Raw genomic sequence first — 15,115 nt, 5'->3', positions numbered from 1 at the left:
GCCTCCTTCCGGCGCCGCAATCCGACTTACCGAGACAGACTTTTATCCGTAAACCCGGTACGGGCAATCAATACATGGATATCATAGGTAACTTTAATATCCGCGAACTGTTCTTCCCAACGACTCATCGCCTGTTCAAGCGCTTGGGGGTATTTGCGGTGAAACGCTTTGCCGAATCCTACTGCATCCGCTTGCCACTGATCCTGCAGTGGCTTAAGGGCGGATTCGATTCGCTTTCGAATGACGGCCTCGAATTCCCTCTGCATCAAATTGATCGTTTGCACGTCCATCATATCAAGCTTCGATATGTTCTCGACCACATTGCCCTCGGCCGACGCTTTGATCTTCAGTTGCCACTGCCCATTGTGAATGGAGGGGATTAGCTCACTCGAGCTCTTGTACAAGGCGACGGAAACCAGCCCGTCTTCCTTAACCAAGCGGGTAGTGATCGTACCGTCTTTGATCGAGTCCGTGACCCACATCAGGCCGCGTGTAGCCGAATCACTGAGCCTTCCAACCATTTTCCCTCCCTTGACGATAGCCGAGCCTTGCGAGAAAACGCTTTGATGGGGCTTTCCTTCGGTCGTGAAGGTCTTCACCCACGGAAGCGCAATGGCGAACGAACGAGCACTTTTGTGTTCCAATTTGAGCAGCGTCACGTACAGTCCGGTACGCATGACCGACATTTCCCGCAGGTTCTCCGAAGTGTTGGATTCGATTAAAGGATCGAGGCTTATCATCTTCGAAGCATTGCCTTCGCATACGAATACAAGCGTCCGTTCCCTTGGTCCGGGATGTCGGCCCAAATAATCGATGGTATCGCTGATTCCGCGCCTAGCCAGCTTTTCGCCGAAGATGATGATCTTGGCATGGCCCCAGAACAACTTCCGGGACAGTTTCTCTTGCAATTTTTGCGTTGCATCGGCAATGTCCATACCCGGCGCAGAGACGACAACGCTGCTGTTCTTTTGCGTGCCCCCGGTACCGCCAATGCCGCCGCCTGACATGGATGATTGCATGGGAATATAGACTTGCGCCGAGATGACGATGCCCTTCGACTTGGGGTCCGCATCTAAGCCGATCGCCGTCACGATCGCCAAATCATTGATTTCGCGTCTGTCCCAGCAACCCGTCAGCAGCAGCGTGAGAGGAATGATCGCAAGGAGGGAGCGCCCCGCGCCCGACAGATTAGTCATGTGAGCCTCCATCAAATTAGCCGTTATTGCGCCGGCCAGGCGTTCCTGGCTTCAGGTAGCCCGATTGTCGGCGGGCATTCGAGAATCCGGTAAATCGGGGTCTCGTCGCCAGCAGCCAACGCGGTGCCCGAACGAGCACGTCTTTGAAGCCCTCAAATCTGAATGGGGCGATCGGCGAGAGATACGGCGTCCCGAATGAACGTAGACCCAGTAAGTGCACGACGATCAGAATAATACTGAGCATGACGCCCAACAAACCTAGAATGCCAGCCATGCAGATAATCGGAAAACGAAGCAGGCGGATGGCAATCCCGACAGGGTAATGCGGAATCAGGAAGGAAGCGATGCCCGTAATCGCTACGACCATGACCATGGGAGCCGACACGAGTCCGGCCGAAATCGCCGCTTGTCCGATGACGAGCGCGCCGACAATGCTGACCGCGGCGCCGACCTGCTTCGGAAGGCGCACGCCGGCTTCCCGCATCGCTTCAAAGGTGATTTCCATCAATAGCGCCTCGATGAACGCTGGAAACGGGATCGACTCCCTCGATTGCGCCATCGTAAGAATCAGCTTGCTTGGAATCATCTCATGATGAAAGGAAAGTACAGCGACGTAAATGGATGGTGCAAGAAGCGCGATGGCCGTGAACAAATAGCGGAGCAGCCTTACAGCCGTGGCGATGTAGTATCGTTGGTAATAATCCTCCGCGGACTGCATGAACATAGCAAGCGTATTCGGTGCAAGCAGAACGAACGGCGTGCCTGCAACGAATACGGCGATTCGGCCTTCGAGCAGCGCAGCGGCGACGGTATCCGGGCGCTCCGTTGATCCGAGTTGGGGAAACGGTGAATAAGGATTATCCTCGATCAGCTCTTCAATATAGGCGCTCTCCAAGACACCGTCGACGTCGATCCGCAGAAGGCGGGAACGCATTTCTTCTACCAGCTTTGGTTCAATAACGCCGTCGATGTAGGAAATGAGCACATCAGTCTGCGAGTAACGTCCGATGGTCATTTTCTCGATCTTCAAATCTGGATGACGAAGCTTCCGCCGGAGCAGCGACGTATTCGTGGCCAGCGTTTCCACGAAACCTTCTCTTGGTCCTCTCACGACCGTTTCGGAGCTGGGCTCTTCGATGTTGCGTTTCTCCCAATTGGAGAAATCGCCAGACAGCGCTTCATTTTCTCCGTCCAAGAGCAGTACGGTCATGCCGGAGGAGATCGCCATCACCACCTCTTGCAGGAGGGAGAGCTTACTTAGATTTGGCATCGAAAGCTGTTTACAGGCGTCTTGCAGCGATTCGACCGGAATCTGGAGGTTCGTCAACGGCGAGACAAAATACCGGGTCACCATCTCCACGTCCGTGATGCCACCGATGTACAACACGACAGCCTCCTTGCCGGAGCGTAGGTCGAATCGATGGACATTGAAATCGAAACAGCGGTCGAAGGCTTCCGTCAATTGCGTCAGGCAGTCGTTAAGCAAGTTCGGTATCGGCTTGTTCATGAGCGGCCGCCTCTGAGGGCCGCGCTGAATTTCGAACGCAGCAAAGCGACGGCGAGCAGCGCGGCGGGAATAACGAAGCGAAACATCAAATCGTTATTATCAGTCCCCTTGCTGGAACGAGCAACAAGCGCAGGTAAATTCGGAATGCCCCAAACCGCAAAGGCGAAGATAAGCAGTCCTAGGGGAAACACGATCGGCCGATAATCCGACAGCCCTATCCACTGAGCGGCGCAAAGCGCTGTGATGTAATAGAACAACGATATTTTTACGAATAAGCCGACTACCCAAATCACGACGATCAGTATTTCCATGTTTTCAATAAAGTCGGACATGCTGATATAACGGGCAGCAATCAAAATGGGATACGAATAATTGCCCGTGTCCTCCCCAAACATGAACAAGATGCATAGGTTCATGCAGACCATGGTAAGCAGAACGGCCCCAACGGAAATAAAAGCCCATTTCATGGATTTTGATGCATCCCGAGTGTAGGGGACGAGAAACGCCAGGAAAAAGAACTCACTGAACCAAGTAGAGACGATAAAACCGCCTCTTATCGGCGGACCTAGTCCGTTCGCCAGAATCGGTTGTATCTCTTTAAAATCGAAGCTGCTTTGCAGCAGAATGACAATGAAGAGTAACGATAGGATGACGAACGGCGTAAAAAATTGCGCCGAGCGTCCGATTACTTCGAGCCCGCTGCGCACCGTTACCGCGCAGACGAATATGATCGTGACGATAATGATGCTTTTGGGCGTCATACTGATAAACGCATTCAGTAAAAACTCCGTGTAAGAGCGTACGATTGCGCCATCCATGTTTAATAATGATATCAAATAGAGCAGCCCGAGAATCAAAGCTGGAATCCGCCCGATGATGCGCGGCAGGTATTCCATGAACGTCTGATTCGGATACAGTTTCGCAAGCGAATAAATGACGATGACAAGCAGGAGACCGAGTACCGACGCAAAGATCGGCGACATCCAAAAATCGTTATGCGCCTTGGCCGCCGTAATGCTGGGAAGATAGAGCAGCGAGGTGGACAAAACACCCATATACAGAAGTATGGCAGCCTGAAAAGACGAGATTTTCCCCTGTTCGATCATGTTTGTCGCCTCCTTGGATGACGTCATTTTGCACAATTTTGGCATTAATTATTCTGTTTTTGAATACAGAGAAAAGTAAATGTATAAACGCAAATATTTGTTCGCAAAGTCGCAAGGCCAAGGTGGACGATCTGATGGCTGAACCGAACCAACCACGATAAGTGCGGCAGCTGGACGATTGGATGAAGGTGTAGTAGCCGTTTTTCACCATGTCGGCGATAACTAAGGGACCTCGAGGCCTCGGCTCATAAAGTATGTTATAATGGCTTGCAGTGAAAGGAGAGATGACGTATGTATGGAAATCAGCATGAATCAGGGAAGAACGTCACACAATTCCAGGGAGGAAGCGCCAAGTAAGCCCAGTTTCCTCCCGATAATAAGGAGAGGAATAACCAATGAATCCCTTTTTAACGATTGCAGACCCTAGACCGTTAGGTCCTGGTTCCTATCATATGGCGCTGCCGCTGGTTGAAGCGGTCCGGATTAGACCCGGTGTGCGGGTATTGGAGGTGGGGGCCGGCAACGGGCAAGTCGCCTCTATACTTGCCAAGCATTGGGCCGTTACGGTCGTCACGTTGGAGCCTTGGCTCAACTTGTCCGTTATTCGGGATAACGCCGCCGGACTTGGAGTGGCGAACCAGGTATTGCCGATGAATGTGACGGCGCAGTCAATGCCGTTTGCCTCCGAAACTTTCGATGCCGTTATTAGCATCGGCTCTTTCGAAATGATTAGGGACGATCGCCCGCAAGCGTTGGAGGAAATGATGCGCGTGGCGCGCAGCGGAGCATATGTCGGTATCGCAGAACCGATGTGCCATCCTTGCGAACTGACGGAACAACAGCTTCAGACCAAAATAGGACAATCGTTCCACGATCACTTCCGAACGCTTGACTGGAATAAGGAGTTGTTTCATCAGCACGGATTAAGCGTCGTTGAAAACTATTATTTTTCCGATGCCTATCAATGGTGGTACGATCATGTTCACGATGAAAGGTGTCCGTTGGACGAACGGGAATTCGTCGTCAAGGATGCCGGGAAGTGGTTATCGTTGGGTCTTGTTGTAGGAAGGAAGCCTTAAAGTATATCGTTTGTAATTATAAAAGAGCCGAAGATTCCGTTTCGTTCAGGAAATTCGGCTCTTACTTATATAATTGGAGTGTCAGGTGGTCAACTTACGCGGGGCATACCTTATTGCTGCTGACCTTAGAGGTAGCGACCTAAGTGACACGATAGCTCAAGTATACTATGACGGCAGCCTGCCTCAGAACGATCGGCTGCCGTCGTGCGCTATCGGGCATTTAGCATAATAGAGTAACTGTTTACCTACCGGGGAAGGCTCGGGAATCTGGAGGTATATCGTTGTCTAATAAGGGGCAGGCTGACTCGGAGGGACAAAATGCCGCTTCCTTATCTACGGGATTAAATGAAACGCTCATGGAACGTTTCAGACGTTATTACGCAACGATCACTTAAGGAGTATTTTGAGCAGGACTCAAGCTGCACTCGTGTGTTAAATCAAACGGAGGAGGCCATCTTTATGACCCGCGAAAGTAGAAATGTGGAAACGGACGGAGATCCGGATACATTATATGAGGATTTGGAGGCGCATGAAGAAACGAGCTTCTTCTTGAATGAGAAGCAGTCGGACGTATCCGACACACTGACCGTACAGCCTGCCGACATGCAGCGACCGAAGAAGGAATAGCAGGTATTACCGGTAGATCGAACGATTCCGTCTCGTAATGAGACGGAACTTTTTGCGTTCAATCGAATCTTCCACCATGCTGCTGCGGGCGAAGGTGCGTGTGGTTTCTTTCAAGGAGGCTGCGCCGTCTACAAAATGATCGACATCGACAGGAAACAGAGAGCCCCCCTTTTATTTGAATCAAGTAGAATCCGTGTTTTTCATTCGTTAAGGGGCCGACTTCATACGCCTATAGGCGGTTGGCGTGGAACCGGCCAGCTTGCGGAACGTCCGGTAAAAGCTTTTCAAATCCTTGTAGCCCGTGGCATACGCGATTTCCGATACGCCTAGGTCTGTCGTTTCTAACAGCAGACAGCTTTTGGCGATCCGTTTGTGTTGCACGTATTCAAGAAACGTCTGCCCCGTCCGTTCCTTGAACAACCGGTAGAAATGCCGGGGACTCATATCTGCCTTCGCTGCCGCCTTCGCCAGGGATACGGGCCCATCGATTTGGTGATCGAGCCATTCAAACGCGACATCGAGCTGCTTACCGGCACTCCGTTGGCCAGCGGAGGCAACCTGATCCCGCTGAAACAACTTGACGTGCAGCAGCAGCAGCCAGCCCGTGAGCGCGGTTTTGCACCCTGCTCCCTGAAGTGCGTATTCCGTAAACATGGTGTGGAAAATGGCTCCGATTTGTTCGCTACGATCCGAGAAGGCATACCAAACCTTGTCTTGTCCGCCCTGCGGGAGAACGCCCGTCGCAGGACAGAATGGGAGCGCAAGCTCATGCAGATCCTGAAGCCGCTTCAGAAAGAGAGGATCAATGACGCAATTATAGACCACGAGTTGCGGCGATGGCGGTTGACCGATTGGCCGCAGCACATGCGAGGTACCGACGGGCAGATAGAATACGTCGCCCCTGCGTACGCGGATGAGTTCGTCCTCAATGTAATGGAAGCCTTCGCCTTCCTCGACATAGACGATCTCCACGAAATCATGAACGTGTTGCTCGATGTAGAACCCTTCCTTCGTCCGGGTAACATGAACCGGCAGCCCTTCTGAAAACAACGTTTTCCATTCCAACACACGTTTAACGGACTTCAACGCATCCTGCCTCCAGTCGGCGATTTTGTCATGAACTGCCCATGAACTTGTCCTGTTCGGCAACCTTGCATCACACTGTCTTTCATTATAATGATGGATAGACAGAAGAAAAGCGATATCAAACCTGAGCAGCGAAGGGGCGTGATGGCGGCAGGCGAATTGGCTAGCAATGAAATAGGGAACAACCGGAATTGAGGGACGGGAAATCGTAATAATGAAAGCGCAATCATGACTATAAAACGAAAGGGAGGATTCATGTGAATAAACGCATACGCATGTCCGCTCTTGCAACGCTGCTGCTACTTATGCCGGTGAACGCCACGGCACTCGACGCATTCGCCGATGCGACAGCGAATGAAACGTACGGCGCCAACCTCGTTCCGAACGGCGATTTTGAGAACGGCGATATCGCCTGGCCGAACTGGACCAACATCGCGATAGGCCAAGGCGGACAGCACGAAGGCGAGATGGCGCTGAAGATCGCGGGCGGATTCGGCGTGTCGGGGCTCGATTTCGGCGCGCTGGAGCCAGGCCGCATGTATCGTTTCGGCGCCTGGTATAAGTACGAGAACGGTGAAGCCGGCGGCAATTTGAAGCTAACGCTCGGCAAGAGCTTTTCGCGGCAGCTTGATTTCAATGAAACGGACGGCAGCTACCACTATGCCGAAGTCGAGTTCACGGCACCGGAGGAGCTGACGAAGCTGTCCAACTCCAATCTGACGCTCGTCAAATGGTCGAATTCGGATTTTTACCTGGACGACGTGATGCTGCAGAAGGTCTCCACGGCCGAGGAGCTGAAGAAGGAAGCGATATCGCCGTCATTCCTCCATTCCATCGATAATACGGAAACCCGCGTCGACCTAGCTTGGGACGCACCGCAGGAGAAGGATGGCCTGACGTATACGGTTTACCGGGACGGCAAGCCGATCGGTCAAACGAGCGGGATGACCTATGCCGCGGATGGGCTGCAAGCCGGACAAGCCTATGCGTTCAAGGTCGTCGCCGAGAAAGAAGGTCTATTGTCGTTCCCGACGAATACCGCGACCGTGCAGACGAATACGCCGTTGCCGGCGCTGACGAAGGCAATCTACCCCGGGCAAATCGGTGTCGGGCTTGAGGGGATCGGCGGTCGCGGCTTTGAATTTGCGGACGCCGCGAAGACGCTTCGAGCCTGGTCGAAGCCGGACGGCTCTGCTGGTGTGAAGACGGACGCCGACGGCTGGCCGCTCGAGGATGCGGCGACGGTCTTCTTCGATCACCGTCCGGTGGCAGCCTGGCTGAACGATATCGACGATCCCGAAAGGAGGATTCCCGATATAAGCGGCACGTATAAGCTTTCCTTCAAAGGAAAGGCCATGCTCGGGAACATGGATCCCTCCAGCCCATTCACTATCGCCAATCAACATTACGACGAAGCGAGCGGCACGACCACGGCGGATTTAACGCTGCCAAAAGGCGCCGGTCTGCTCTATGTCAGCTTCACCCAGACGGATGGCGGCGTTCGCGACGTGAAGCTGATGCGGCCGGGCTATTCAGTAGACGGCGGCGAGCTATTCACGCGCGAATTCGTACAGGCGCTTCAGCCGTTCGGCACGCTTCGTTTTATGGATTGGCTGAGCACGAACAATAACAACCCATCCTATCCAGCCAGTACCGAATGGCAGGACCGGAAGAAGCCGACGGATGCTACCCAGCTGGAGCAGAACGGCACGAATGGCGTCGCCTGGGAGTACGTCATCGCGCTCGCTAACGAGACGCATAAGGATATTTGGATCAACATTCCGGCTGCTGCCTCCGATGATTACGTACGCGAGCTTGCTAAGCTGCTGAAGGAAAAGCTCGATCCGCAGCTCGCTATTTACGTTGAGTATTCGAACGAGGTGTGGAACGATCTGTTTAGCCAACAGGCTTATAATAAAGCGGCAGCCATCGCGGAGGGCGGCGCGGGCTCCGATCTGAGCCGTTACGTCATGACATCCTATTTCGACGACCCGAACGATGCTTCATATACGCCGGAGCAGCGCTCTTGGGCGCGCCACCGCATGGCCAAGCGGGTCGTGGACATCGGGCGAACGTTCCAGTCCGTCTTCGGCGAGGATGCACTGAATACCCGGGTCCGGCCGGTGCTCAGCTGGTTCGTGCTGTTCCCCGACCAATACAAAGATATGCTGAACTGGGTCGACAAGACGTACGGCGATCCTAGAAACTTCTTCTACGCGATCGCGACCGCCCCGTACTTTAATTCATCCGAAGCGAGCGACGCGGCTTCGAAGACGGAGGTGCTGACCGCCATGCAGGCAGACAACGCTCGCCGGGGCTTGCCGGAGGACGGCAAAATGAAGCTGATCGATCTTGCGGCGCAATACGGGCTCCATTCGTTCACTTATGAGGGCGGACCGGACTCCGGCGGCGGCAGCACGATTAACGTCGCGAATCGGATCGCCGCCCATCGTTCGGAGCGGATGGGCGACCTCGTGACGTACGATATCGGCAACAATTTTCTCGCCAAAGACGGTGATATGTTCATGTACTTCACACTAACGAGCGGCTATAGCCGGTACGGTATGTGGGGAGCGACGGAGGATATCTTCGACGGCCTCCAAACACCGAAATACCGTGCGCTTGAGTCGCTGCTTGGCACGAACGCGGAGCCGTTCTCCGATGTGCCGACAGGACATTTCGCATCCGAAGCAGTAAAGACGCTATACGCGAACGGAATCTTGGGCAGCGGAGACGGCCAGTTCCAGCCGAATAAAGCGCTGAAAGCCGGCGAGTTGGACGACATGTTTGCGAAGCTCTCGAGGCTCGCCGACGCGCGGAACGGTGCGGAAGCAACGACGGACGCGGCAACGTCCGTGCCTGCTATGCAGGCGACCGCAGATGGTTCTGGTTCGTCCAATGCCGCGGTTAGCCGCGAGCGGCTTGCGGTGGGATTGATGCGCGTGTATGAGGCGGAAACAGGCCGGACGATCAAGCATCCGGACGCGGTCAAGCTGCAAGATGGAAAACAGGTTTCGGCCGGGGCGCTTGCATCAGTCGAAGGCGCGATCGTGACGGGGATGATGACGGCAGACGAAGGGAAATTCAGACCGAAGGCGTCGGTTAGCCGGGCCGAAGCGGCGGTCGCGCTTGCAAAGCTGCTCGAGTATATCCGATAGATTGCAGCGCAATGGAGGACCCCTCGGGGTCCTCCTCCTGCTGTGGCACGACCGGAAGAGCTGCATTCGGGGTCGGATGAGGCATGCTCGTCTAAACACATCATGTCAGGGGAGCGTCCGTTGTTTTTTGCACGAGCCGTATCGCACTCAGGAGGCAATTACGGACAACATGCGGCTCTTGCCGTGTCGCATTCTGAATGCGCTTTCAATACTAATGCGAAGGGAGAACGTCCATGCGTTCGGGTCGTTTCGGCATAACGCTTCCGCATTCGCTGAAGTTCCGCTTAATTGCCGTGCTTCTCCTGGCAGCTGTCATACCGGTTTCCCTGATCGGCGGCATCTCGTATTACACCATCTACAATTTACTCTCGGGGAAGCTGGAAAAGGGCATCCAGAGCACGCTGGACCAAGAGAAGACAAGTCTTGACGCCACGCTCAGCAATCTAGATTACGCTTCGCAGCAGCTGGCGCTAATCGGCGATATACGCAACCGTTACGAGGCCTATATCTACCGTAAGGACCCGCTGGAACGGAGCGAAATCGAGAAGGATGTCTATAAGTATACAACAATTGTCAATTATACGAATCCCGATCTTGGATTCATGAGCTACTACCTGCCGGATGAGGAGTCTTTTCTATTCTCCAACATGAATGTGAATCCCGATCTGCATATCCCTCAGTTTCCCCGCATTGCAACACCGTACGCCGGGCTCGAGTTTCTCGGCCCGCACCGGACGCTCTATCCATACAGTGACAATACGGTGCTCTCCGTGTTACGCACGGTCGGCGGCGGGGCCGGCGAGAAACGCATCGCCGTCTATATTGAGACGAATTTCAAAGTGTTCAGCGACCGGTTGAGCCATATTCCATATGGACTGCCGATTAAGCATGTGCTCTTAAACGCTAACGGAGAGGCCGTATACAGCGAGCAGATGGACGAGTTCCCGCTGAATCGCCCGGCCGATCTGAAACGAGCGAAAGGCCGCTCTTATTTCGCAAGCGGAGATGATGTGGTGTTCGCTGCTGAGGGCAAAGCCGGCTGGACCCTGCTCACAGTGGTCACACGCAAGGAATTTTTTCATGAGACGAACGAGTGGATCGCCAGATTCGCCGCCGTCGGTTTGCTTTCAATCGGCGCTAGCCTACTTCTCGCGTGGTTTATCTGGCGGACGATTTATCGGCCGCTCGTTCGGCTTAACCGGTATTTACAGCATACCGCCGCGACACTCTTCAATGAGCCGATTCGCAAGACAGGCGTAAAGGAATTCGACGAACTCCTCGGCACGTTCGGCTTCATGAAAGGCGAAATCGTGAGCCTGCTGAAGGAAATCGAGCTGAAGGAACGCAACAAACGGGATTTGGAAGTTGAGAAACTGCTTTACCAGATCAATCCGCATTTCATCCATAACACGCTTAATACGGTGCAGTGGCTGGCGAGAATGAACGGCCAAAGAGATATTTTCGAGCTGGTGTCCTATTTCATCGAGGTGCTGGACTACAATCTCGGCAAAGAAGGGAAAGTCGTTACGATCCGGCAGGAGCTGAAGGCGGTCGGCGATTACGTGAGCCTGCAGCGGATCCGGTATCAACATGCGTTCCGCGTCGACTTCGAAGCGGAGGATGACACGCTCGATATTCCGTTTCCCCGCTTTCTGCTACAGCCGCTCGTGGAGAACGCGCTTTACCATGGCTTCAATAACAAGGACGGCTTTATCCGCGTGACGATTGCTCGGGAGAAGGAAGGATTCGTCTGCGTACAGATCGCCGACAACGGCGAGGGCATGTCGCCGGAGAAACGGAGCCAGCTGTTTGACAAGCCGGCGGACGCAGCGAAGAAAGCCGGACTCGGCATCGGACTGGCGTATGTGCAGAATACCATTCGCTCCTTCTACGGTGAGCAATACGGCATGCAGGTGGAGAGCGAGCCCGGTTTCGGTACAACGATTACATTGCGGCTGCCGGATGAAATCGGAGGGGAACTATGATCAAGACGCTGTTTGTGGAAGATGAATATTTTGTCCGTCAAGGATTTGTTCACTCCCTTCCTTGGGAGAGCTACGGCATCCAGATCATCGGGGAGGCTGACAATGGGGAGGCAGCGCTTCGCTTCCTGCAGGAGCACGAAGTCGATTTGCTGATTACCGACTTGACAATGCCGGTCAAATCGGGGCTGGAGCTGCTGCATGAAGCGAAAGAACTTTACCCCGGATTGCCGGCCGTCGTACTGACTTGTCATCGCGACTTTGATTATCTTCAGGAAGCGCTCCGGCTAGGGGCGCTGGACTATATTGTGAAAACCCGGCTTGATACGAAAGAAATCGAACGATCGCTCAGTCGAATCAAAGGCCGGTTGATGGAGCTACAGGCCGTTCTACGGAAGCAGGACGCGGTGCTGCTGTTAACCCCCCTGCCGGAGGCGAAGCCCGACTGGCCGGATCGCCTGCGCGCCGAATTCGGGCACGGCTTGGCAAAGGCGGGCGAATCTGTCTGGCTCATCACCGAACATCAAGGCGAGGCGGCGAATGCGCGGATCGCGGCCGAGGCGGCGGCAGGAGGCTGGTTGGCCATCCAAGTCACGAACTGCCGCACCGATGAAATTCGGGGGATGGAAAAGCCGCTCGCGGATGCAGTTGCGCAGACGTTACCGTATCGTTATCAGTCCGACGGCGGTCTTTTGACGGTTTCGCTCGCCGATGCGAAGCGGCGGACAACTAAGCAGCGCGCAGACAGCTTGGCTGACATCAAGAAGCGGTGGCAAACCTACGCCTGGGTGTTCGCAGAACATGAGTTTCTGGAATGGTCGTCTCAAGTGCGGGAAGGCGAGCCGCCGATCCGCGCGCTTGGCGAGTTTCTTACGGAGACGCTGCACGGTTGGTCGCTCAGTATAGGCATGAAGGAAGCTGGCTTGCCGGCTCTTGCCATGCCTGTCCTCTCCTGGGAGCAGTGGATGGAGCTGCTTCGGCATGCGCGGTTGGCGATCGGCCGCCGGTTCACGGAGCTGCATTATTCCAAGGAGGTCTTTGCGAGCGCCTTGAGGTCACTCGATATTATACGCATGCAATTGAAGGACGGACTGCATCAAGGCGAGGTCGCGCGGCTCGTTGGTCTCAGCCGCAGCTACTTCAGCCAGGTGTTCAAGGAGACGTTCGGCATGTCGTTCAACGAATACGCGCGCGCTTGCAGCATTCATACGGCTCGCAAGCTGTTAGCCGAGACCGATTATCCGATTTATTGGATCGCGGAACATTCGGGCTTTCTAGACGAACGGTATTTCAGCCGCGTATTCCGTGAATGTACCGGGCTGCTGCCTTCCGAATTTCGAATCCGGCAAACCCATGGCCAGAAGCCAACCGATTAATTTTGTCCGAAGGCCGTGTGAAAAACGTCCGATCCCGATCGAACCGGAAACGGATTTCGTCGTCTCTCCGAACGGTCTTCCCTGATCGATGGACAACGGAATCAGGTAAGCTGGACTCAGCTCTTCCACATTCTGAAAAGAAAGAAGGGGTAGGCCATGAAAAAGCTGCGCGTGGGCCTTGCGCTGACGACGGTGGCGCTGCTCGTCCTGTCGGCGTGCTCGAATGCAAACAACGGCGGGAGCGGGGGAACGAACGCCAACGCCGGCGGCGGGGCCAGCGGAACCGGCAACGTACAGGAGTCCGGCACCAACAAAGAGCCGGAGGAGACGCCGGATCCGTTCGGTAAGTATGCGGAGACGCTGGAGCTCAGCGTTATCTACGATCGCAACCCGGAGTCGGAGAAGTCTTTTATTCCCGGGAGCACGTACGAATCGAACTGGACGAACGACTTTTGGCTCGACAAGTTGAACATCAAGCCGGTCGTCAAATGGAGCGCTCCGTCTGGAGACCAGTTCAACCAGAAATATAACCTCATGTTCGCGAGCAACGACCTTCCGGATATTTTCATCCTGAAATCGACCGATAACAAGCAGTCCGCCCGCAGCATGCTGAAGCGTCTCGTCGACGCCGACATGGTCGAGGATTTGACGGATGTCTATGCGAAGTATGCGTCGGACGAGGTCAAGGAGTACTATCAGACGTTCGAGAACAAAGCGCTTGATTACGCCGCCTTCGACGGCAAAATGTACGGGTTGCCCTCTCAGGGCGACACCTATGCGAACGTTCAGATTTTGTGGGTTCGCCAGGACTGGCTGGATAAGCTTAGTCTGCAGCCGCCAAAGACCATCGACGATCTCGTCGCCGTTGCCAAGTCATTCAAAGAGAAAGACCCGGACGGCAACGGTAAAGCGGATACGATCGGCCTTGCGATGCAAAATCAGTTCATGGACCCGTCGTTTACGGACGCCGTCTCGATCTTCAATGCCTATAACTCGTTCCCCAAAAACTGGGTGAAAGATGGCGATGGCAAAGTCGTCTGGGGCGGCATTCAGGAAGAGACGAAGAAGCCGCTGCAGGTATTAGCCGATATGTACAAGGAAGGGCTGCTCGATTCGGAATTCGCGCTGAAGGACGGCAACAAGGAAGCCGAGTTGATTACGTCGGGCAAGGCCGGAATGCAAATCGGCTCCTGGTGGAACGGCAGCTACCCGCTGACGTTCAACATCGACAACGATCCGAAGGCGGACTGGAAAGCCTACACGCTGACGACCGACAATACGCTCCACGCCGTCATGGATTTCCCGACGAATCAGTTCCTTGTCGTGAAGAAAGGGTTCAAACACCCGGAAGCGGCCGTGAAAATATTGAACTTCGCCACGAAGTCCAGCCATTCCGGCTACCAGGAAACGGTGGACCGCCGCAATGAACTGGACACCCAGTACGGGCGCGACAAGGTCGATGCGCCAACGATCATTCCGAACTTCGGCATCGCCTATCTCGATACGACGTTGCGCAGCGTCAAGCTATTTGAGGAAATTTTCGCGGGCAAGGCGAAGGTGGACGATCTGACGGTCGGCGAGCGGCAGATCTTCGAAGGCTCGCTGCAACCGAACCACGACAACCCGCGCAAGGACCCGGGCAAGTACAAAGATTACATCAACTGGATGTCCGCGCTCTCGGCGATCGCGCATTCCACGCTCGATATTCAGTGGAACGCCTTCAACGGCTCGACGCCGACCTACGATGCCAAGATGGGCTCGCTCATGGACAAACAGCTGACGGCGTTCACGAAGATCATTATGGGCAAGGAGCCGATCGACTACTTTGACACGTTCGTCAAGGAGTGGAAAGCGCAGGGCGGCGATCAAATCACGCAGGAAGTGAACGACGCGGTCGCCAAAGAAGGCAGCTAACGAATTCATTCCGCTTGGCCGGCTGGCGGCAGGCTTAGAGCCTGTCGCCAGTCGCGCCCAAACGGCGGCAGGAGCGTGGACGAT

At 54.6% G+C, this 15,115-nt stretch carries 11 protein-coding genes; 7 read left to right on the top strand and 4 right to left on the bottom strand.

All coding sequences use genetic code 11. From position 1 onward, the window contains the following. Positions 1-26: 26 nt before the first annotated feature. The 3 genes from I8J29_RS02820 to I8J29_RS02810 are packed head-to-tail and all read right to left on the bottom strand — an operon-like array spanning position 27 to position 3,809. Entirely contained in the window at positions 27-1,196 is a 1,170-nt protein-coding gene (locus I8J29_RS02820) for a Ger(x)C family spore germination protein (RefSeq protein WP_208846074.1), read from the bottom strand. A 16-nt stretch (positions 1,197-1,212) separates the two neighbouring features. Further along, entirely contained in the window at positions 1,213-2,703 is a 1,491-nt protein-coding gene (locus tag I8J29_RS02815) for a spore germination protein (RefSeq protein ID WP_208846072.1), read from the bottom strand. Next, positions 2,700-3,809: a GerAB/ArcD/ProY family transporter gene (locus I8J29_RS02810; RefSeq protein WP_208846070.1), complete on the bottom strand. Its 1,110-nt coding sequence runs from the start codon at positions 3,807-3,809 to the stop codon at positions 2,700-2,702. Before I8J29_RS02810 ends, I8J29_RS02815 begins: the two co-directional genes overlap by 4 nt. Before the next feature lie 395 nt (positions 3,810-4,204). On the opposite strand from I8J29_RS02810, the gene I8J29_RS02805 reads away from it, so the two are divergent. From I8J29_RS02805 to I8J29_RS02795, 3 genes are all read left to right on the top strand, one after another. Beyond that, positions 4,205-4,888 (top strand): class I SAM-dependent methyltransferase, encoded by a 684-nt coding sequence (locus I8J29_RS02805; RefSeq protein WP_208846068.1) that lies wholly within the window; start codon positions 4,205-4,207, stop codon positions 4,886-4,888. Positions 4,889-4,973: 85 nt separating this feature from the next. Beyond that, entirely contained in the window at positions 4,974-5,117 is a 144-nt protein-coding gene (locus tag I8J29_RS34575) for a pentapeptide repeat-containing protein (protein WP_208846066.1), read from the top strand. A gap of 230 nt (positions 5,118-5,347) precedes the next feature. After that, complete coding sequence (locus tag I8J29_RS02795) at positions 5,348-5,515, top strand: hypothetical protein (RefSeq protein ID WP_208846064.1); 168 nt, start codon at positions 5,348-5,350, stop codon at positions 5,513-5,515. Positions 5,516-5,722: 207 nt separating this feature from the next. On the opposite strand, the gene I8J29_RS02790 is transcribed toward I8J29_RS02795, so the two are convergent. After that, positions 5,723-6,601 carry an AraC family transcriptional regulator gene (locus tag I8J29_RS02790; RefSeq protein ID WP_208846062.1) on the bottom strand — a complete coding sequence of 293 codons (879 nt, stop codon included), beginning with the start codon at positions 6,599-6,601 and terminating at the stop codon, positions 5,723-5,725. Between the two features lie 257 nt (positions 6,602-6,858). Here I8J29_RS02790 and I8J29_RS02785 point away from each other — a divergent pair, with 257 nt between their 5' ends. The 4 genes from I8J29_RS02785 to I8J29_RS02770 all read left to right on the top strand — a co-directional run bounded on the left by I8J29_RS02785 (position 6,859) and on the right by I8J29_RS02770 (position 15,031). Next, positions 6,859-9,759: an S-layer homology domain-containing protein gene (locus I8J29_RS02785; RefSeq protein WP_208846060.1), complete on the top strand. Its 2,901-nt coding sequence runs from the start codon at positions 6,859-6,861 to the stop codon at positions 9,757-9,759. A 233-nt stretch (positions 9,760-9,992) separates the two neighbouring features. Continuing rightward, the gene (locus I8J29_RS02780; RefSeq protein ID WP_208846058.1) at positions 9,993-11,744 is read left to right on the top strand and encodes a cache domain-containing sensor histidine kinase; all 1,752 of its coding nucleotides are present in this window, start codon (positions 9,993-9,995) and stop codon (positions 11,742-11,744) included. Next, positions 11,741-13,117 carry a helix-turn-helix domain-containing protein gene (locus tag I8J29_RS02775; protein WP_208846056.1) on the top strand — a complete coding sequence of 459 codons (1,377 nt, stop codon included), beginning with the start codon at positions 11,741-11,743 and terminating at the stop codon, positions 13,115-13,117. Before I8J29_RS02780 ends, I8J29_RS02775 begins: the two co-directional genes overlap by 4 nt. 156 nt (positions 13,118-13,273) lie before the next feature. Then, positions 13,274-15,031 carry an extracellular solute-binding protein gene (locus I8J29_RS02770; RefSeq protein ID WP_208846055.1) on the top strand — a complete coding sequence of 586 codons (1,758 nt, stop codon included), beginning with the start codon at positions 13,274-13,276 and terminating at the stop codon, positions 15,029-15,031. Positions 15,032-15,115 lie beyond the last annotated feature (84 nt).

Origin of the sequence: Paenibacillus artemisiicola (assembly GCF_017652985.1) — a bacterium.
GTDB lineage: Bacteria > Bacillota > Bacilli > Paenibacillales > Paenibacillaceae > Paenibacillus_Z > Paenibacillus_Z artemisiicola.
This window is presented reverse-complemented; position numbering and strand designations above follow the sequence as displayed.

Excerpts from the sequence above, each read along its gene's own strand:
- I8J29_RS02775 (WP_208846056.1), top strand. The coding sequence starts at position 11,741 with ATGATCAAGACGCTGTTTGTGGAAGATGAATATTTTGTCCGTCAAGGA.
- I8J29_RS02780 (WP_208846058.1), top strand. The coding sequence starts at position 9,993 with ATGCGTTCGGGTCGTTTCGGCATAACGCTTCCGCATTCGCTGAAGTTC.
- I8J29_RS02820 (WP_208846074.1), bottom strand. The coding sequence starts at position 1,196 with ATGACTAATCTGTCGGGCGCGGGGCGCTCCCTCCTTGCGATCATTCCT.
- I8J29_RS02805 (WP_208846068.1), top strand. The coding sequence starts at position 4,205 with ATGAATCCCTTTTTAACGATTGCAGACCCTAGACCGTTAGGTCCTGGT.
- I8J29_RS02810 (WP_208846070.1), bottom strand. The coding sequence starts at position 3,809 with ATGATCGAACAGGGGAAAATCTCGTCTTTTCAGGCTGCCATACTTCTG.
- I8J29_RS02815 (WP_208846072.1), bottom strand. The coding sequence starts at position 2,703 with ATGAACAAGCCGATACCGAACTTGCTTAACGACTGCCTGACGCAATTG.
- I8J29_RS02795 (WP_208846064.1), top strand. The coding sequence starts at position 5,348 with ATGACCCGCGAAAGTAGAAATGTGGAAACGGACGGAGATCCGGATACA.
- I8J29_RS02770 (WP_208846055.1), top strand. The coding sequence starts at position 13,274 with ATGAAAAAGCTGCGCGTGGGCCTTGCGCTGACGACGGTGGCGCTGCTC.